The sequence below is a fragment of the Nocardia sp. NPDC004415 genome, assembly GCF_053602435.1.
The window spans coordinates 1-17,471 of the sequence record NZ_JBSGDP010000075.1 but is presented as its reverse complement, the minus strand read 5'-3'; the positions used below and the strand labels follow the sequence as shown (position 1 = coordinate 17,471).

Here is a 17,471-nt window from a genome sequence, read left to right as displayed (position 1 = left end):
TCCGTGAGCGATGCCACTCACGCTACGGAGCGCGGCGTGGGCGGGCGTCGTGCCGCGGACCCGACTTCTTCTCCTACCCAGGTAGGAGATCGGCACCGTTCCCGGGACGATGCCGCCCGCGCACCCCGGGAGCTAGCCTTGCTACATGGAGGTGACCCACACCGTCCCCGCGACCACCGTGGGCCCGGCGAGCAGGCGCTCGGCGCTGTCGGCCCGGGTGCGGGGCCCGGTGCTGCGTTTCCGCGACGCCGCGCGCGAGCGGATGGAGGCGCTGCCGTTCGACTATCCGCCCGCGGTGATCGTCGGCGCGGATCTGGCGCTGCTGGTGATCACCGTCGCCGCCGTCGTCCAGCGGCACTCCTACTTCCCCAACCCGCTGCCGCTGATCGCGATGTTCACCGCGTTCCTGCCGCTGCCGCTGTTCGCGATCTTCGGCGTGAAACCGCACCCGGTGCTGCTCAAACTGAGCGGGATGGCCTCGTGCGCGCTGTTCATGATCCAGCCGGTGCCCGCCGATTTCGCGCCGTTCGTGCTGGTCATCGTCGCCGGTGAGGTGGCCGCCATCGCCCCGCGCGGCCTCACCATCGGCTTCAGCCTGCTCGCCATCGCCCAGCTGGTGGCCTTCGACCTGGCCGGATACCTGCAGTGGGGCGCCTCGGGCGAGCGGCTCGACGGGCTGCCGATGTATGTGCTCGGCATCCTGCTCGGCACCTTCGCCGGGGTGATGCTGCAGTACCAGCGCCGCTTCCTCTATCAGGAACGCGAGAACCAGGCCATCCGCGCGGTGCGCGCCGCCGACGAGGAACGCCGCCGCATCGCCCGCGAGGTGCACGACGTGATCGCGCACTCGCTCTCGATCACCCTGCTGCACCTCACCGCCGCCCGCCGCGCGCTGCAGACCGACGACGACGTCACCGAGGCCGTCGACGCGCTGGTCGACGCCGAACGGCTCGGCCGCCAGGCCATGGCCGACATCCGCCGCACCGTCGGCATGCTCGACACCCAGCCGGCCCGGATCGCGCCCGAACCCAGCGCCGCCGATATCGACGAACTCGTCGGTGACTTCCGTCGCGCCGGGCTCACCGTCGACTTCGCCCGCACCGGCGACCTCGCCGCGGTCGAGGGCGCGGTCGGGCACGCGCTCTACCGGATCGGCCAGGAATCGCTGGCCAATGTCGCCAAGCACGCGCCGGGCGCCGCCGCCACCGTGCGCCTCGACGTCGGCGCCGAGGCCGCGGCGATGGTCGTCACCAACGCGCTGCCGGCCGGACCGCCCGCCCGCCGCGACACCGGGATGGGACTGCGCGGGATGCGCAAACGCACCGAACTGCTCGGCGGCACCCTCAGCGTCGGCCCCGGCGACGACGGCTGGACCGTGCGGGTGGAGTTCCCGCTCAAGGGCGGCGGTTGTCCCGGCTTCTCGACCGTGCTGCCGGGGCTGCTCCGGACCAGACCCCAGGAGGACATGTGACGGCCGCCGCGCCGATCGACAACCCGGTGACGGTCCTCGTCGTCGACGACCAGGAACTCGTGCGCGGTGGGTTGCGCCGCATCCTGCGCCGCCGCGACGGCTTCACCGTCACCGAATGCGCCGACGGGGACGAGGTGGCGGCCGCCGTCGCCGCCGAACGGCCCGACGTGGTGCTGATGGATCTGCGGATGAAGCGGGTCGGCGGGATCGATGCGACCAGGTTGCTGCGGGCCCGCCCGGACGCGCCACCGGTGCTCGTGCTCACCACCTTCGACGACGATCAGCTGCTCTCCGGCGCGCTGCGCGCGGGCGCGGCCGGGTTCCTGCTCAAGGACTCACCCGCCGAGGACCTCATCCGCGCCGTGCGCACCGTCGCCGCCGGCGGCGCGTGGCTCGATCCGTCGGTCACCGGCCGCGTCCTCACCGCCTACCGGACCGTGAAACCCAGCGGCACCCGCACCGATCGCCGGCTCGGCGACCTCACCGCCCGCGAGTACGAAGTGCTCGAACTGATCGGCCGGGGCCGGGTCAACAGCGAGATCGCCCGGGAACTCGGCATCTCCGAAGTCACCGTGAAAAGCCACGTGGGACACATATTCGGCAAGCTCGACCTGCGTGATCGCGCTGCCGCGATCGTGTTCGCGTTTGACCACGGCGTGGTGACACCGGGAGAATCGGCCTTCTGACGAGCAGGTCCGCTGACCTGCCAGACGTGGGAGGCGGACGCTGGTGGGTGCACCCGGGTCACGGGCGGGGAGCAGATTCGGCCCGTACGAACTGCGGTCGATGCTGGGCAAAGGCGGCATGGGCGAGGTCTACGAGGCCTACGACACCGGCAAGGACCGGGTGGTCGCCCTGAAGTTGCTGGCCGAGGAGCTCGCTCAGGACCCGGCCTATCAGGTCCGGTTCCGGCGCGAATCCCAGGCCGCGGCCAAGCTCGCCGAGCCGCACGTCATCCCGATCCACGACTGGGGCGTGATCGACGGGGTGCTGTTCATCGACATGCGCCTGGTTCCCGGCACCGACCTGCGCACCGTGCTGCACCGGGGCGGACCGCTGAGCCCCGACCGCGCCGTGGCCGTGGTGGAACAGATCGCCGCCGCGCTCGACGCCGCGCACGCGGGCGGGCTGGTCCACCGTGACGTGAAGCCCGCCAACATCCTGGTCACCCCCGCCGGTTTCGCCTACCTGGCCGACTTCGGCATCGCGCACACCGAGGGCGACAGCGCGGTGACCCAGGTCGGCATGGCCATGGGCTCCTACATCTACATGGCGCCCGAACGCTTCGACGTGGGTCCGGTCTCGCACCGCGCCGACATCTACTCGCTGGCCTGCGTCCTGCACGAATGCCTCACCGGCGGTTCGCCGTTCCCCGCCGCCAGCATGAGCGTGCTCATCCGCGCCCACCTCTCCGAGGCACCCCCGCGTCCGAGCACACTGATCCACGGCCTGCCGCCCGGCCTCGACGACGTCATCGCCCGCGGCATGGCCAAGGACCCCGCCGACCGCTACGCCAGCGCAGGCGACCTCGCCGTCGCCGCCCGCGACGTCCTGAACTCGGCCATCCAGCACGCCCGCCCCGGTGCCTTCGCCCCCGGGCGTGAGCCGGGTTCGACCGGCTCCGGGCCGGTGCCGATGGGCGGACAGCCGGGCGCCGTGCCGTTCGGTTCCCGTGAGCAAGGCCCGGGTGCGCAGTCGGGTGGGGTTCCGCTCGGTTCCCGCGACCGGGGCGTGGGTGGGCAGTCGGGTGCGGTTCCGCGCGGTGCGGACGACCGGAGCCCGGGTGCGGTTCCGCGCGGTGCGGACGACCGGGGCCCGGGTGCGGTTCCGCGCGGTGCGGACGACCGGGGCCCGGGTGGGGTTCCGCTCGGTGCGGGCGGTGCGCGATCCGGGCCCGTCGGCTACGCGGCCGATCCGGGCGCGGCGACGTTCGGTGCGGCGGCTGCCGCCCGGCGCGGGGGTACTACGGGAGGGAATCAGATGTCCGGGGGCGATGCGAGCGGTACGGGTGGTGCGCGGGATCCGCGTGACCGCGGTGCCGAGGGGGCCGGGGCGGGGCGCGGTGGTTCCGAGGCCGCGCGAGCGGTTCCCGGATCGTCGACCGGGCCCGCGCGCACCGGGAAGGGCGCCGGACGCGAGACGGAGGGCGAGGCCGCCGAGCCGGCGCCGACCCCGACCGGCGAGTTCCGGGTGGTCGGTGCGGTCGCCGCGACCGGCGGTATCGAGACCTCCCGCAGCCAGAGCACGGCGACCGGCGCGCAGCCGACGCTGATCATCCGTCCGCCGGATGCCCGCGCGGGTGGTGCCGACACCACCGGCTTCCGGCGCGTTCCGGCCGAGGGCACGGGCGAGGTCTCCATCCCGGCGGTGATCCAGCCGACCGGCCCCGCCGAGATCCGCCCGGCCGACACCCATTTCACCCCGCTCCCACCCGCCGAAGGCGCGGCCACCCCCGAAGCCCCCGAACCGCCCCCGGCCTACACCCCGGACCAGGGCCTCCCACGCATGCGCCCGTTCCCCGACGCGCACCTCTTCGACGACGCGTCGCCCGGTGACACACCACCCCCCGGCGCACCTCCCTTCCCGCCCCCGAACCCCGGTGGCCCCCACCAGAACCCAGGCCGCCCCGCCGCTCCTACCGAGCGCTACGTCGGCGAACCGTTCCAACCCGCCACCCCCGAGTCACCCGCCGAACCCCGCCTCCCCGGAGTTCCCGGCACGAGAGGCGACCGTTCCCCGGCCGGACCGCCGCCCGGCGCCCAGCGCCCTACCGGTGAGCCCGGCCCCGGTGGGCTGCCCGGACGTGCCGGTGGTCCGTCCGCCGGAGCCCCCGCGACGCAACGGTATTCCGGGGAGTACCCGCAGGCAGGTGGCCCCGGCCGATCGTCCGCGCGTCCCGGTGATCCATCGGCGTCCGGAGTCCCTGCGCCGCAAAGCTATTCCGGCGAGCATCCGCTGGCAGGTGGCCCCGGTGTGCCCCCGTCGCGCCCGGGTGGTCCCGGTGACGGCGCACCCGCGACGCAGCGATACCCGGGTGACCAGCCCCCGTTCGGCGAGCCGACGCAGGGCCCCCCGAAGGGCGCGCCCGCGACTCAGCGCTATACCGGCGAGCACCCACTTCCCGGCCCCGCCGGACCCCCGCCGCCATTCGGCGGATCCGCCCCCGACCCGCGATTCGGCGCTCCCACCGAGCATTTCGATCGCGCCCCGTTCGGGTCTGACGAGACCGGCGACCGAGGCTTCGGGGACGCCCGGGCGACTTCGTTCGGCCCCGGCGGCGAAGACCGCGCGCCCCACTTCGGCGCACCGACACAGAAGTTCCCCGGCGACCCCTCCGCCGACTTTCGCGACGAGGCGGGAAACCCGCGCTTCGGCCCGTCGAATCCTGGCGACGACCCACAGCGCTACGCCGCCACCCAGCACTACGGCGGCGCCCCAGATGCGTTCTCACCGCCGACCGAGCAATACGACCCGGCGGGCGATGACCCGCAGCGTCACGCCGCCACCCAGCACTACGGCGGCGCCCCTGACGCGTTCTCACCGCCGACCGAGCAATACGACCCCGCCTTCGAGGGTCAGCGCTTCGACGATGACCCGCAGCGGTCGCAGCCGACCCATCAGTACCGCGGGGGAGCGGCGCCGTTCCCGGCGCATCAGGCTGCGCCGGAGTACAACGATCCGGCGCGTGCGGCCGAGACCCGGCAGTACGCGGGGGAGGCGGCGTACTCGCAGTACGACGATCCGCAGCAGGCCTACGGCGACCACGCCTACCGTGAGCCGGGCTACGACCCCGGTTACGGTCCGGACCCGCACTGGCAGGGTGAGGAGCGCGCTCCCCGGCGTTCGCTGCTGCTGCCCGTGCTGGTCGGCGTGTTCGCGGTGATCGTGCTGGCCATCGGCGGCGCGATCGGCTGGCGGCTGATGGCGGCGGGCGACACCGCCGACACCACCACCGCGGCGCCGACCTCGCTCGCCCCTGGCGGTTCCGGCAACCCGGCGGCGACCACCCCGCGCGGCACTACGGCGGCCCCGACCACTTCGGCGGGCCCGGTCACTCTGCCCGCGGGCGCACAGCCGTGCGAGGGCGCGGGCAGCGGTGCCTTCGGGAAGGCGGCGGTCGGCAACTCCGTCACCAGCTGCCCGTTCGCCGAGGCGGTCCGCCAGGCGTACGCGGCGGGTGGCACCGGGGCCAGGTCGGTGGTGGCGGCCAGTCCCGTCACCGGGCGCACGTACACGATGACCTGCGCGCCCGAGGGCAAGCTGGTCACCTGCACCGGCGGCGAGAACGCGGTCGTCTACGTGTACTGACCCGGCTGCGACCGGGGTCACAGCGGTTTGACGTGCAGTGCAAGGGTCATAGACGATTGTTTCCCGGCCCGGGGCGACCGCCCCGCGACCGAGCTTTCGGAGGAACCCCGTGCGCACCCTGCCGGCCCCGGCGCGCCCTCGGCTCCGCCACGCCGTCACCGATATCGATCACCTGCCCGCCGTCCGGGTCTTCGTCGGCCTGGCCATCCCGGGCCTGCTGCTGATCGCGTTCGGGCGGACCGATCTGCTGATCTACGCGGTGTTCGGTTCCTTCACCGGCATGTACGGGTTCGCCGAATCGCCGCGGCAGCGGCTGCTGCACCAGAGCGAGGCCGCGGTGATGCTCACCGTGGCCGTCGGCGCGGGCATCCTGCTCGCCCGCCTGCACGCCTCACCCGCCGCGCTGGTCGCCGCGGTCACCGTGTTCGCCGCGGTCGCCTCGCCCGTCACCGACCGGCTCGGCCTGCGGCCGGAGGGCCCGTTCTTCGGCATCTTCGCCTTCGGTGCCATCGCGATGGTGGCCGGTGCCCAGCCCGATCCGCTGCTCGCGCTGCTGATCTGCGCCGGCACCGCGCTGCTGTGCGTGGCGGTCGGCTGGGCGGAATCGGTGACCCGGGCACGCCGGGCGGGCACCGCGCTGATCTACGCGGCGATCCCCCCGCACCGGACCGGCCGTGTCGCCGCTCTGCAAGCCGCCCGCTACGCGCTGGCGATCTCGCTCGCGGGCGGCATCGGGCTCATGCTCGGCGTGGGCCACGCCAACTGGGTGATGGCGGGCGCGGCCGTCCCGCTGGCCGCCGCGCGCGCCCGCGACCGGATCCACCGCGGGGTGCACCGCGTCGGCGGCACCGTCATCGGGCTGGTGGTGACCGCCCCGCTGCTGCTGTCCGGGCTCAGCCCGGCCGTGCTCGGCCTGGCGATCATCGCGCTGCTGTACCCGACCGAGCTGTTCATGGCCCGCCACTACGCGCTCGCGCTGGGTTTCTTCACCCCGCTCATCATGGCCATGACCGAATTGGCCAGCCACGCCGATCCGCTCACCCTGCTCGTCGACCGCGGGGTCGACACACTGCTCGGTGCCGCGGTCGGTGTCGCCGTCGCCGTGCTGCTGCGCGATTCCGTTGTGCCCGGCTTCCGGACACAGCCATGCGAACCGATGCATACTGGCGGCATGGCTGACGACGACCAGTGGTACTACTGCCTGAAGCATCAGACGGCCGAGCACGGCAAGACCTGCTGGTTCGGCGACCGGCTCGGCCCGTATCCCGATCAGGCGACCGCGGAACGGGCACTCGAGATCGTGCGGGCGCGCAACAAGGCCGCCGACGAAGAAGACGACTGAGCGGGCCCGGCTCGCCCGATGAGCAGAGTCACCACCCGGCGCAAGACCACCCGCCTGTCCCCGGGCGGGCGGATCGAGCGACCCGACACCCTGGCGGTCGAGGAACCGCTGGAGATCCGGGTCGACGGCCGCTCGCTGACGGTCACCATGCGCACCCCGGGTGACGACATCGACCTGGTGCACGGGTTCCTCTTCGGCGAGGGCATCATCGCCGCGGCCCCCGACCTCGTCACCGCCCGCTACTGCGCGGGCACCGACGACCAGGGCCGCAACACCTACAACGTGCTCGACCTGCGCCTGCGCACCCCGGTCCCGATCCACACCCGCAATTTCCTGACGACCGGGGCGTGCGGGCTCTGCGGCAAGTCCGCGCTCGACGAGGTCCGCACGCACAGCCGCTTCCCGATCCCGCACGACGGCGCGACCGTCGACACCGCGGTGCTGGCCGGTCTGCCGCAGCAGTTGCGGGCCGGACAGAAGCTCTTCGACGTCACCGGCGGTCTGCACGCGGCGGGCCTGTTCACCACCGACGGCACCCTGCTCGCCCTGCGCGAGGACATCGGCAGGCACAACGCCGTCGACAAGGTGATCGGCTGGGCGGTGCGCGAGAACCGGGTCCCCGCCCACGATCTGATGCTGGTGGTGAGCAGCCGCGCCTCCTTCGAACTCGCGCAGAAGGCGGTGATGGCCGGCATCCCGATCCTGGCCGCGGTCTCGGCGCCGAGCTCGCTGGCGGTGGATCTGGCCGCCGACGCCGGGCTCACCCTGGTGGGTTTCCTGCGCGGCGAGACGATGAACATCTACACCGGTGAACATCGCCTGACCTGAGGTTTTCACGGTAGCGGTGGGCGATCGGCCATACTGCCCAGTACGGTGTCGCCGACGGCCACCCAGCACCGAAAGCCCGGGGGAGTTCACAAAAGAAGATGCTTCACAACATGACGAAAAACCGACGACGCCGGGTCCGATCGGCGCTGTCCGCGGTGCTCGGTACCGTCGCTCTGCTCGCCGCCGCCTGCGGCACCGAACCGGCGGCGCCCGCCCGCACCACGACCACCGCGACGGCCCCGGTCGTCGACCCGGGCGCGGGAATGGGCTCGGACAGCATCTCCATCGCCGTCCCCGGCAGTCTCGCCGCCGACTTCGCCACCCTGCAACAGGGTTTCCGCGGCACCGCCGGACTGGCCGTCATGCCGGTCGGCGGCGACAAGATGGTCACCTTCGGCAACTGGACCTCGGGCCCGGCCTGGTCGACGATCAAGGTCCCGCTGGCCATCGCGGCCCTGCGCAACAGCTCGGCCGCTCTCACCTCGGCGACCGCGGCTATCACCGCCTCCGACAACGCCGCCGCCGAGACCCTGTGGCAGTCGCTGGGTGGCGGATCCAGCGCCGCCGCGGCCGTGGAGGGCGTGCTGCGCGAAGGCGGCGACGCGAACACCACCGTGCCCACCGTGCGCACCCGCGCGGACGCCTCGATCTTCGGGCAGGCCGAGTGGTCGCTGGCCGACCAGGCCCGCTTCGCCGCGCACCTGAGCTGCGTGCCGCAGAGCGAACGCGTGGTCGGGCTCATGCAGCAGATCATCCCGAGCCATCGCTGGGGTCTGGGCGCGTTCAGCAGCGCCGAGTTCAAGGGTGGCTGGGGGCCCGATACATCGGGCAAATACCTGGTCCGCCAGTTCGGCATGATCGATTCGCCCTCGGGCCGCATCGCCGTGGCCTTCGCCGCGCAACCGGATTCGGGTGCCTTCAACGAGGGGATGACCATGCTCGACAAGATGGCCACCCTGCTGTCCGGTCACCTGGGCGAACTGGCCGGAGGTCGCTGCGCCTGATCGGTCCCGGTGCGGCAAGATGGTCGCCATGCGCATCGGAGTCTTGACCGGAGGCGGAGACTGTCCAGGGCTGAACGCGGTGATCAGGGCGGTCGTCCGCACCGCGAACGGCCGCTACGGCGACGCGATCGTCGGCTTCGAGGACGGCTGGCGCGGCCTACTCGAGGATCGCAAGATCCGCATCCACAACGACGACCGCACCGACCGGCTGCTCGCCAAGGGCGGCACCATGCTCGGCACCGCCCGCACCAACCCGGAGGTGCTGCGCGAGGGCCTCGGCCGCATCGAGCAGACCCTCGACGACAACGGCATCGACGCGCTCATCCCGATCGGCGGCGAGGGCACACTCACCGCGGCCAGCTGGCTGGCCGACGAGGGCGTCCCCGTGGTCGGCGTCCCCAAGACCATCGACAACGACATCGACTGCACCGATGTCACCTTCGGCCACGACACCGCCCTGTCCATCGCCACCGAGGCCATCGACCGGCTGCACACCACCGCCGAATCCCATCAGCGGGTGATGCTGGTGGAGGTCATGGGCAGGCACGCGGGCTGGATCGCGCTGAACTCCGGCATCGCCGCGGGCGCGCACCTCACGCTGGTGCCCGAGGAACCCTTCGACGTGGCGCAGGTGTGCGCGATGATCAAGTCGCGGTTCCAGCGCGGCGACAAGCACTTCATCTGCGTGGTCGCCGAGGGCGCGCATCCGGCCCCCGATTCCGGTTTCGCATTGCGCGAGGGCGGGATCGACGAGTTCGGTCACGAACGGTTCACCGGGGTCGCCCAGCAGCTCGGTGCCGAGATCGAGCGGCGTATCGGCAAGGAGGTCCGCACCACCGTGCTCGGCCACGTGCAGCGCGGCGGCAGCCCGACCCCCTACGACCGCATCCTGGCCACCCGTTTCGGAGTGCACGCCGCCGAGGCGGTGCACGCCGGGCACTTCGGGATGATGGTCGCCCTGCACGGCACCACCATCGGCCTCGTCCCGCTGGCCGAGGCGACCAAGCAGCTCAAACGGGTTCCCGCCGAACGAATGCGGGAAGCGCAGGCGTTCTTCGGCTAGCGTGGCCGTATGCGCTCCGGTCGAGTGATCGTGTCCGTTCTGTCCGTTGTCGTCGCCCTGGTGGCCGGGTGCTCCGGGGCGGGCGACGACGCGCCACCCAGCTCGGTGCAGGGCAGCTGGCACGGTGACATCGAGGTCCCCGACCAGCCCATCGGGATCGGGGTGACCTTCGCCGAGGACGGTTCGGCCACCATCGACATCCCGGTCCAGGGCGTGCGCGACGCCGCGCTGAAAGACGTTCGCACCGAACCGGACCGGGTCGAGTTCACCATCCCGGACGTGCCCGGCGACCCGGGATTCCGTGGGAAACTCGACGGCGACAAGATCACCGGCAACTGGGTGCAGTCGGGCCAGACGCTGCCGCTCACCCTCGAGCGCGGCGAGATCGATGGCCCGAAGCGTCCACAGGAACCGCAGCCGCCGTTCCCCTACCGCAGCGAGGACGTCACCTATCGCAGCGGCGATCTCACCATCGCGGGTACCCTCACCGAACCCGAAGGTGACGGCCCCTTCCCGGCCGTGCTGCTGATCACCGGCTCCGGCCCGCAGGACCGCGACGAGAACCTGATGGGCCACCGCCCGTTCCTGCTGCTGGCCGACACCCTCACCCGCGCGGGCTACGCCGTGCTGCGCACCGACGACCGCGGCGTCGGCGGCACCGGCGGTGACCTGGACCAGGCCACCTACGACGATCTCGCCGGCGACGCCGTCGCCGGTCTCGGCTTCCTGCGCGCCCGTCCGGAGATCGACCCGGCGAAGGTCGGCCTGCTCGGCCACAGCGAGGGCGGCTACCTCGCCCCGATGATCGCCCAGCGGCCCGGCGCCGACATCGCTTTCGCGATCTTGATGGCCGGTCCGTCGGTGGTCGGCGCGGACGTGCTCATCGAGCAGAACAAGGTGATCATGGCGAGCGCGGGCTCCTCCCAGGAGGAGATCGACGCCCAGGTCGACTACCTCACCCGCTGGACGACGCTGCTGCGCTCCGGTGACACCGCGGGCGCGGCCGCCTTCGCCCAGCAACACAACGACGCGCTGCCCGAGGCCGAACGCGCGCCGCAGGAGGCCGTCGACAGCTTCAACACCCCGTACATGGCCTCGTTCGTCACCTACGATCCGACCGCCGCGTTGCAGGCGCTGCGGGTGCCGGTGCTCGCGTTCTTCGGCGGCACCGACCAGCAGGTGCTGGTCGCCCAGAACGAGGGCCCCATGCGCGACAAGCTCGCCGGCGACCCCGACGCGACCGTGCACACCTTCCCCGGCCTCAACCACCTCATGCAGCCCAGCGAGACCGGCAAACCCAGCGAGTACGCCACCATCGAGACCACCGTCGACCCGGCCGTGCTCACCTACGTCACCGACTGGCTCACCCAGCGCGTCCCGCCCCGGTAGCGCTTCCTAAGATAGGAACCTATGAGCGAGCGCAGCGAGCGAACAATGGGAGCAGCCGCCTGTGCGGTCATGCCGGAGCCGAGCGTCAGCGAGGCGCAGGCATGAGCGCACCCACGGTCGAGTTGATGGACTACGCCGATGTCATCTCCCGGTACGAGCCGGTGCTCGGCATGGAGGTCCACGTCGAGTTGTCCACGGCGACCAAGATGTTCTGCGGTTGCCCCACCGAGTTCGGTGCCGAACCCAACACCCAGGTGTGCCCGGTGTGCCTCGGCCTGCCCGGTTCGCTGCCGGTGGTCAACGAGCAGGCCGTCGAGTCGGCCATCCGGATCGGCCTGGCGCTGAACTGTTCGATCACCCCGTGGGGCCGGTTCGCGCGCAAGAACTACTTCTACCCGGACCAGCCGAAGAACTACCAGATCAGCCAGTACGACGAGCCGATCGCCACCGAGGGCTACCTCGATGTGGTCCTCGACGACGGCTCGGTCTTCCGGGTGGAGATCGAGCGCGCGCACATGGAGGAGGACACCGGCAAGTCGCTGCACGTGGGCGGTGCGACCGGGCGCATCCACGGCGCCAGCCACTCGCTGCTGGACTTCAACCGCGCCGGGGTGCCGCTGATCGAGATCGTCACCAAGCCGATCACCGGGGCCGGGGAGCGCGCGCCGGAGGTGGCTCGCGCCTATGTCACCGCGCTGCGTGAGGTGCTGCGCTCGCTGAACGTCTCGGACGTGAAGATGGAGCAGGGCTCGCTGCGCTGCGACGCCAACGTGTCGCTGATGCCGGTGGGCGCCAAGGAATTCGGCACCCGCACCGAGACCAAGAACGTGAACTCGCTCAAGAGCGTCGAGGTCGCGGTGCGCTACGAGATGCGCCGTCAGGGCGCCGTGCTCACCGCGGGCGGTGAGATCGTCCAGGAGACCAGGCACTTCAACGAGGCCGACGGCTCCACCTCCGCGGGCCGCCGCAAGGAGACCGCCGAGGACTACCGCTACTTCCCCGAGCCCGATCTCGAGCCCGTCGCCCCCGACGCCGCCTGGGTCGAGGAGCTGCGCACCACCATCCCCGAGTACCCGTGGCTGGTGCGCGCGCGGATCCAGGGCGAGTGGGGCCTGTCCGACGAGGTCATGCGCGACCTGGTCAACGCGGGCGCGCTCGATCTGATCATCGCCACCGTCGAGGCGGGCGCCCCGGCCAACGAGGCCCGCTCGTGGTGGGTCGCCTACCTGACCGAGAAGGCCAAGGAGCGCGAGGTCGCGCTGGCCGAGCTGCCGATCGCGCCCGCGCAGGTCGCCGCGGTGATCGCGCTGGTCGAGGCCAAGACGGTGAACAACAAGGTCGCCAAGCAGGTCGTCGACTTCGTGCTGGCCGGTGAGGGCGAGCCCGCCGCCATCGTCGAGGCCAAGGGCCTCGGCATGGTCAGCGACGACTCCGCCCTGCAGGCCGAGGTGGAGAAGGCGCTGGCGGCCAACCCCGACATCGCCGACAAGATCCGCTCGGGCAAGGTGCAGGCCGCGGGCAAGATCGTCGGTGACGTCATGAAGGCCACCCGCGGCCAGGCCGACGCCGCGAAGGTGCGCGACCTGGTCATCGCCGCCTGCAGCTGAGAGCCTGCGGCGCCCTGGACGAGCGAAGAGCCCCGATTCCTCCTGCGAGGATCGGGGCTCTTCGTTGTTCGGGCGCCTAGTCCGGCCCGCTGCCGCCACCCTGCGGGGGCGGGATGCGCACGACGCGGTCGTCGAATTCGCCGGGCTCGCCGTCGGTCTTGTTGATCGTGGTCACCCAGACGCTGCCGTCGGAGCTCGCGGTGGCGCCGAGGAGTTTGCCGTACTTGTCCTGGGCGATCATGGCCGGTGCGGTGGTGACGGCGAAGGTGGCCGGGTCGGCGGCGACCGCGGCCAGCGCCTTGCCCTCGCTCAGCGCCACCGCGACCCCGTCGCCGGTCGCGGTGCAGCCACCGACACCCGGGCGGTCCGGCCAGGTCCAGGCGACACTGAGCGCGCCGTCGGCGCCGAGGTGCTGGAGCCGGTCCTCGGCGGCGGTGCGGTCGGTGACCCACATGCCGTCCTTGCCGTCACGGCACAGGTCACCGGCGGTGCCGATCCCGGAGGCCACCACCTGCGGGGTGTTGACCCCCGAGGACGGCGATTCCAGCCGCAGCACCTTGCCGCCGAGCGAACCGGGGTCGGCGGCGGCGCCGGGATTGCCCGCGTCGCCGGTGAGTACCAGCAACTGGGTGGGCGTGGCCCATTCGAGCGCGCCCCGATTGCCGGTGGCGCCCTTGGGGATTCCGGTGAGGATCTCCTTGGCGCCGCCGCCCTCGGAGATGCGGACCACCCGGTTGTCGCTGCCGGTGGTGATGTAGGCGTACATCAGGCCGTCTTCGTGATAGGTGGGGGAGAGCACGATATCGGAGATCCCGCCGTCGCCTGAGCCGTCGACGGGCACGGCGGCGACCTCCTCCGGCGGCGGCTGCGGGGTGCTCGCGTCGACGGGGGTGACGCGCAGGATGCGCCCGGTGCGGCGTTCGGCCACCAGCGCGCCGTCGCCCATGGCGATCAGCCCCGACGCCGAGTCCAGGCAGGTGGCGATCACATTGGGATCGGGGTCGATGCACGGCCCGGTCGGACGCGGCACCTCCGACGGCGAGTCCTGCGGTTTCTTGGGCTCGACCCCCGACCCGCCCAGCGAGGGCTCGGTGGTGAACGGGCTCGAGGCCGATTCGTCGAAGCGAGCGCACCCGGCGACCAGAACGGTGCCGATTGCCAATCCGACTGCCACGCGGCCCGCGATTCCCGAACTCATGCGTCAGACGTTACCGGCAGCGCGGCGGCGCTGACACGCCTGATCGAGGGAAGACCGGCGCCCCGCGATTCCACGTCCTAAGGTGGGATGGTGACCGACAAGTCGAACGACACACCCGATGCTGAAGGGTCGGCGCAGGCCGGACAGGCTGCGTCGTCGGCGGGTCGCCCGGTGACCAGCCCCTACGATTCCCCGACCACCCAGATGCGCAAGCCGGACCTGCACAAGGACATTCCCCGCACCGACGAGGACCTCGACCTCGACCCCGGCGAGGACGTCCCCACGGCGGGTTCCGCGCCGACCGGCGGCGACGGTGGCGACTACGGCTACGCCTCGATCCCGCCCGCGACGGCGGCCTCGGCGGGCGCGGTGCGCCTGCAGCGCCGCAACCGCGAAGCCCGCCGCGGCACCCTCGATCTCGGCCTGTTCGTGCTGCGGCTGGTGGTCGGCTACACCTTCATCTACCACGGCCTGCAGAAGCTGACCGGCTGGTTCCACGGGCCCGGCCTCGACGGCACCAAGCAGATGATGGAAGGCGGCGGCTGGGACTACCCGTCGCTGTCGACGGCCCTGGTGATCGCCGGTGAGCTCGGCGGCGGCATCCTGCTGGTGATCGGCCTGGCCACCCCGCTGGCCGCGGGCGCGGTCCTGGCGACGATCCTCAACGCCTGGATGTGGAAGCAGGGCATGGTCCCCGGCTTCCAGTACAACGCGGGCACCCCCACCGGCGTCGAACTCGACTCGATCCTGGCCGGTTCCGCTCTGGCGATCATCCTCACCGGCCCGGGCCGCTGGTCACTCGACCGCACCCGCGGCTGGGCCACCCGCCCCGCCTACGGCTCCGGCGTCGTGGTCCTGCTGGCGGTCGCCGCCGCGATCCTCACCTTCTGGTTCCTGCACGGCGGCAACCCGCTGACCGGCATCGGCCCGTTCGACTGAGACCGGCCGTCACCGCGGCTGCGGTGGTGCGGGCTCGGCCAGGTGCGCGCTCATGGTTGTGCGCAACTCGGTGACGAAGTCCTCGAACCGCCGCAGCTCCGCGGGGGAGTAGCGGGCCATCACCGCGTCCACTTTCGTGCCCAGCGGACCGAAGAACTCGTCGGCCAGCGCGTGCACGCGCGCGGTGCTGCGCAGGGTGATCACCCGCCGGTCCTCGTGCTCGCGGCTGCGCACGACATGACCGGCCTGCTCGAGCCGGTTCAGCAGGGCCGTGGTCGCGCTGTTGGACAGCGCGATCCGCTCGCTGAGCCGCGCCGGTGAGAGCGTGGCCCCACGTTCCTCCGCGTTGAGGATCTCGATGAGCGCCTCCGCGTCGGTCGCGTGCAGGCCCAGCCAGCTCGCGAAGCGGCGGGTGAACTCCCGGTAGTTCGCACCGTAGGCCCGCAGGCCCTCGTCCAGCCGTTCGTGCTGGTCCCTGACATCCGCGCGGCTCATGGGTTCCTTTCGCATCGTTTGACATCCTATTGCCCGCAATCTACTTTGACCATGGAAATATTCCACCATGGAAATAGGAGATGCGATGAGTCAAGAGTCGTCCATCCGCCGATGGCTCGGCTTGATCGCCATCGCCCTCGGCGTCGCGCTGATCGTGGTCGACACCACGATCGTGAACGTGATCATCCCGTCGATCATCGAAGATCTGGCGACGGGTTCGACCGAGGCGCAATGGATTCAGGAGTCCTACGCGATCGTGTTCGCGGCGCTGCTGCTGGTGGTCGGGCGGATCGCCGACATCGTCGGCGCGCGCAGAGTGTTCGTCGCCGGTGTCGTCGTCTTCGGCGCGACCAGCGTCCTGGCCGGGCTCGCGCCCGGTGGCGGGCTGCTCATCGTCGCGCGGTTCCTGCAGGGCGCGGGCGCCGCGATGATCCTGCCGACCTCGCTGGCCCTGCTCAACGCCACCTTCACCGGCAAAGCGCGCGGTCAGGCGTTCGCGGTGTGGGGTTCGACGATCGGTGCCGCCGCCGCGCTGGGCCCGCTGCTCGGCGGCTGGCTGGCCGAACACGTCTCCTGGCGCTGGGCGTTCGGGATCAATGTGCCGCTGGCGGTGCTGATCGTGATCGGTGTGCTGGCGTGCATCGCGCCCTCGCCGAAGGTGCCCGGCCGGCTCGACGTGCTCGGCGCGATCCTGTCGGTGCTCGGTCTCGGGCTGCTCGCCTTCGGCCTGGTCGAAGGCCGCACCTACGGCTGGATCAGCACCGTTCACCCGCTGGGGATCGGCGGGTTCACCTGGAGCGGCGGTCCGTCACCGGTGCTGGTCGCGCTGGTGCTCAGCGTGCTCGCGCTGACCGGATTCGTGGTGCGCCAGGTGCTGTTGCGTCGCGGTCCCGACGCCGACAAGGCCCTGATGGACCTGAGCCTGTTCCGGCTGGCCTCGTTCCGCAACGGCAATGTCGCCACGCTGATCATCGGGCTCGGCGAGTTCGGCATCGTCGCGGTCATGCCGCTGTGGCTGCAGTTCACCCTCGGATACAGCGCGGTGCAATCCGGGCTGGCGCTGGTGCCGATCGCCATCGGCAGCTTCATCGCCAGCGGTGCGAGTTTCGGCCTGGCGGGCAAGGCGTCACCGCTGAACATGGTCCGGCTCGGGCTCGCCCTCGAGGTCGTCGGCCTGGCGGCACTGGCCTTCTTCGCCGCCACCGACAGCGCCTGGTGGGCGATCTCGCTGATCCTGTGCGTGTACGGCATCGGCGTCGGTTTCGCGACGGCCCAGGTGACGAACGTGGTGCTCGCCGAGATCCCGGACAACGACAACGGCCAGGCCTCCGGCATCCAGAGCGCCTTCCGTCAGCTCGGTTCCGCACTCGGCATCGCGGTGCTCACCACGGTCTTCTTCACCACGCTGAGCTCCCAGATCGACGACGACCTCACCGCCGCCGGCCTGCCCCCGGCCCAGGCCCAGCAGTTCGCGCACGCCGTCACCAGCAGCGCGGGCGCGGCCATCGAAGGCTTCGCCGCCGAACCGGAGACGGCCCAGGTCGCCGAGGCGGGCCGCACCGCGATGACCGACGGCATCACCCTGGGCGGCTACCTGGCCGCGGGCTTCGTCCTGCTCGGGCTGATCGCCACCGCGCTCATCCCCTCGCGCACGGGCGACGAATCAGCCACGCCGACATCACAACCCGCTCTCGTCTGAGCGACCTGACACCATTTCAGCGAGTGCGGGGGTGCCTCGGCGATCGTGTGATCGAACATGGTTCGATCAGGCGGATCAGGTCCGGCGGCGACCATGCGGATCGTGGCCAGTGAGATCGTGAGCGGCCG

At 71.7% G+C, this 17,471-nt stretch carries 13 protein-coding genes; 11 read left to right on the top strand and 2 right to left on the bottom strand.

Annotation, left to right across the window (positions count from 1 at the left end):
* Window positions 1–145: 145 nt before the first annotated feature.
* The 9 genes from ACWEMY_RS26070 to gatB all read left to right on the top strand — a co-directional run bounded on the left by ACWEMY_RS26070 (window position 146) and on the right by gatB (window position 13,012).
* On the top strand, window positions 146–1,471 hold the full coding sequence (locus ACWEMY_RS26070) for a sensor histidine kinase (protein ID WP_452392139.1): 1,326 nt from the start codon (window positions 146–148) through the stop codon (window positions 1,469–1,471).
* On the top strand, window positions 1,468–2,157 hold the full coding sequence (locus ACWEMY_RS26065) for a response regulator (protein WP_452392138.1): 690 nt from the start codon (window positions 1,468–1,470) through the stop codon (window positions 2,155–2,157). The genes ACWEMY_RS26070 and ACWEMY_RS26065 overlap by 4 nt, the downstream gene beginning before the upstream one ends.
* A gap of 43 nt (window positions 2,158–2,200) precedes the next feature.
* On the top strand, window positions 2,201–5,779 hold the full coding sequence (locus ACWEMY_RS26060; RefSeq protein WP_452392137.1) for a protein kinase domain-containing protein: 3,579 nt from the start codon (window positions 2,201–2,203) through the stop codon (window positions 5,777–5,779).
* A gap of 109 nt (window positions 5,780–5,888) precedes the next feature.
* Window positions 5,889–7,121 carry an FUSC family protein gene (locus ACWEMY_RS26055; protein ID WP_452392136.1) on the top strand — a complete coding sequence of 411 codons (1,233 nt, stop codon included), beginning with the start codon at window positions 5,889–5,891 and terminating at the stop codon, window positions 7,119–7,121.
* Window positions 7,122–7,139: 18 nt separating this feature from the next.
* Entirely contained in the window at window positions 7,140–7,949 is an 810-nt protein-coding gene (gene fdhD / locus ACWEMY_RS26050; RefSeq protein WP_452392135.1) for a formate dehydrogenase accessory sulfurtransferase FdhD, read from the top strand.
* Window positions 7,950–8,059: 110 nt separating this feature from the next.
* Window positions 8,060–8,953: a hypothetical protein gene (locus tag ACWEMY_RS26045; protein WP_452392134.1), complete on the top strand. Its 894-nt coding sequence runs from the start codon at window positions 8,060–8,062 to the stop codon at window positions 8,951–8,953.
* A gap of 28 nt (window positions 8,954–8,981) precedes the next feature.
* On the top strand, window positions 8,982–10,016 hold the full coding sequence (locus ACWEMY_RS26040; RefSeq protein WP_278263752.1) for an ATP-dependent 6-phosphofructokinase: 1,035 nt from the start codon (window positions 8,982–8,984) through the stop codon (window positions 10,014–10,016).
* Window positions 10,017–10,025: 9 nt separating this feature from the next.
* On the top strand, window positions 10,026–11,405 hold the full coding sequence (locus ACWEMY_RS26035) for an alpha/beta hydrolase family protein (RefSeq protein WP_452392133.1): 1,380 nt from the start codon (window positions 10,026–10,028) through the stop codon (window positions 11,403–11,405).
* 101 nt (window positions 11,406–11,506) lie between these two features.
* A complete protein-coding gene (gene gatB / locus ACWEMY_RS26030; RefSeq protein ID WP_452392132.1) occupies window positions 11,507–13,012 on the top strand; it encodes an Asp-tRNA(Asn)/Glu-tRNA(Gln) amidotransferase subunit GatB in 1,506 nt (501 codons plus the stop codon).
* Window positions 13,013–13,088: 76 nt separating this feature from the next.
* Here gatB and ACWEMY_RS26025 read toward each other — a convergent pair whose 3' ends face one another.
* Window positions 13,089–14,210, bottom strand: coding sequence for a PQQ-dependent sugar dehydrogenase (locus ACWEMY_RS26025; protein WP_452392131.1), 1,122 nt, complete (start codon window positions 14,208–14,210; stop codon window positions 13,089–13,091).
* A 90-nt stretch (window positions 14,211–14,300) separates the two neighbouring features.
* On the opposite strand from ACWEMY_RS26025, the gene ACWEMY_RS26020 reads away from it, so the two are divergent.
* The gene (locus ACWEMY_RS26020; RefSeq protein WP_452392130.1) at window positions 14,301–15,149 is read left to right on the top strand and encodes a DoxX family protein; all 849 of its coding nucleotides are present in this window, start codon (window positions 14,301–14,303) and stop codon (window positions 15,147–15,149) included.
* Between the two features lie 9 nt (window positions 15,150–15,158).
* Here ACWEMY_RS26020 and ACWEMY_RS26015 read toward each other — a convergent pair whose 3' ends face one another.
* Window positions 15,159–15,659 (bottom strand): MarR family winged helix-turn-helix transcriptional regulator, encoded by a 501-nt coding sequence (locus ACWEMY_RS26015; protein WP_452392129.1) that lies wholly within the window; start codon window positions 15,657–15,659, stop codon window positions 15,159–15,161.
* A 70-nt stretch (window positions 15,660–15,729) separates the two neighbouring features.
* On the opposite strand from ACWEMY_RS26015, the gene ACWEMY_RS26010 reads away from it, so the two are divergent.
* Window positions 15,730–17,343, top strand: a complete 1,614-nt coding sequence (locus ACWEMY_RS26010; protein WP_452392128.1) for a DHA2 family efflux MFS transporter permease subunit — start codon at window positions 15,730–15,732, stop codon at window positions 17,341–17,343.
* Window positions 17,344–17,471: the final 128 nt, after the last annotated feature.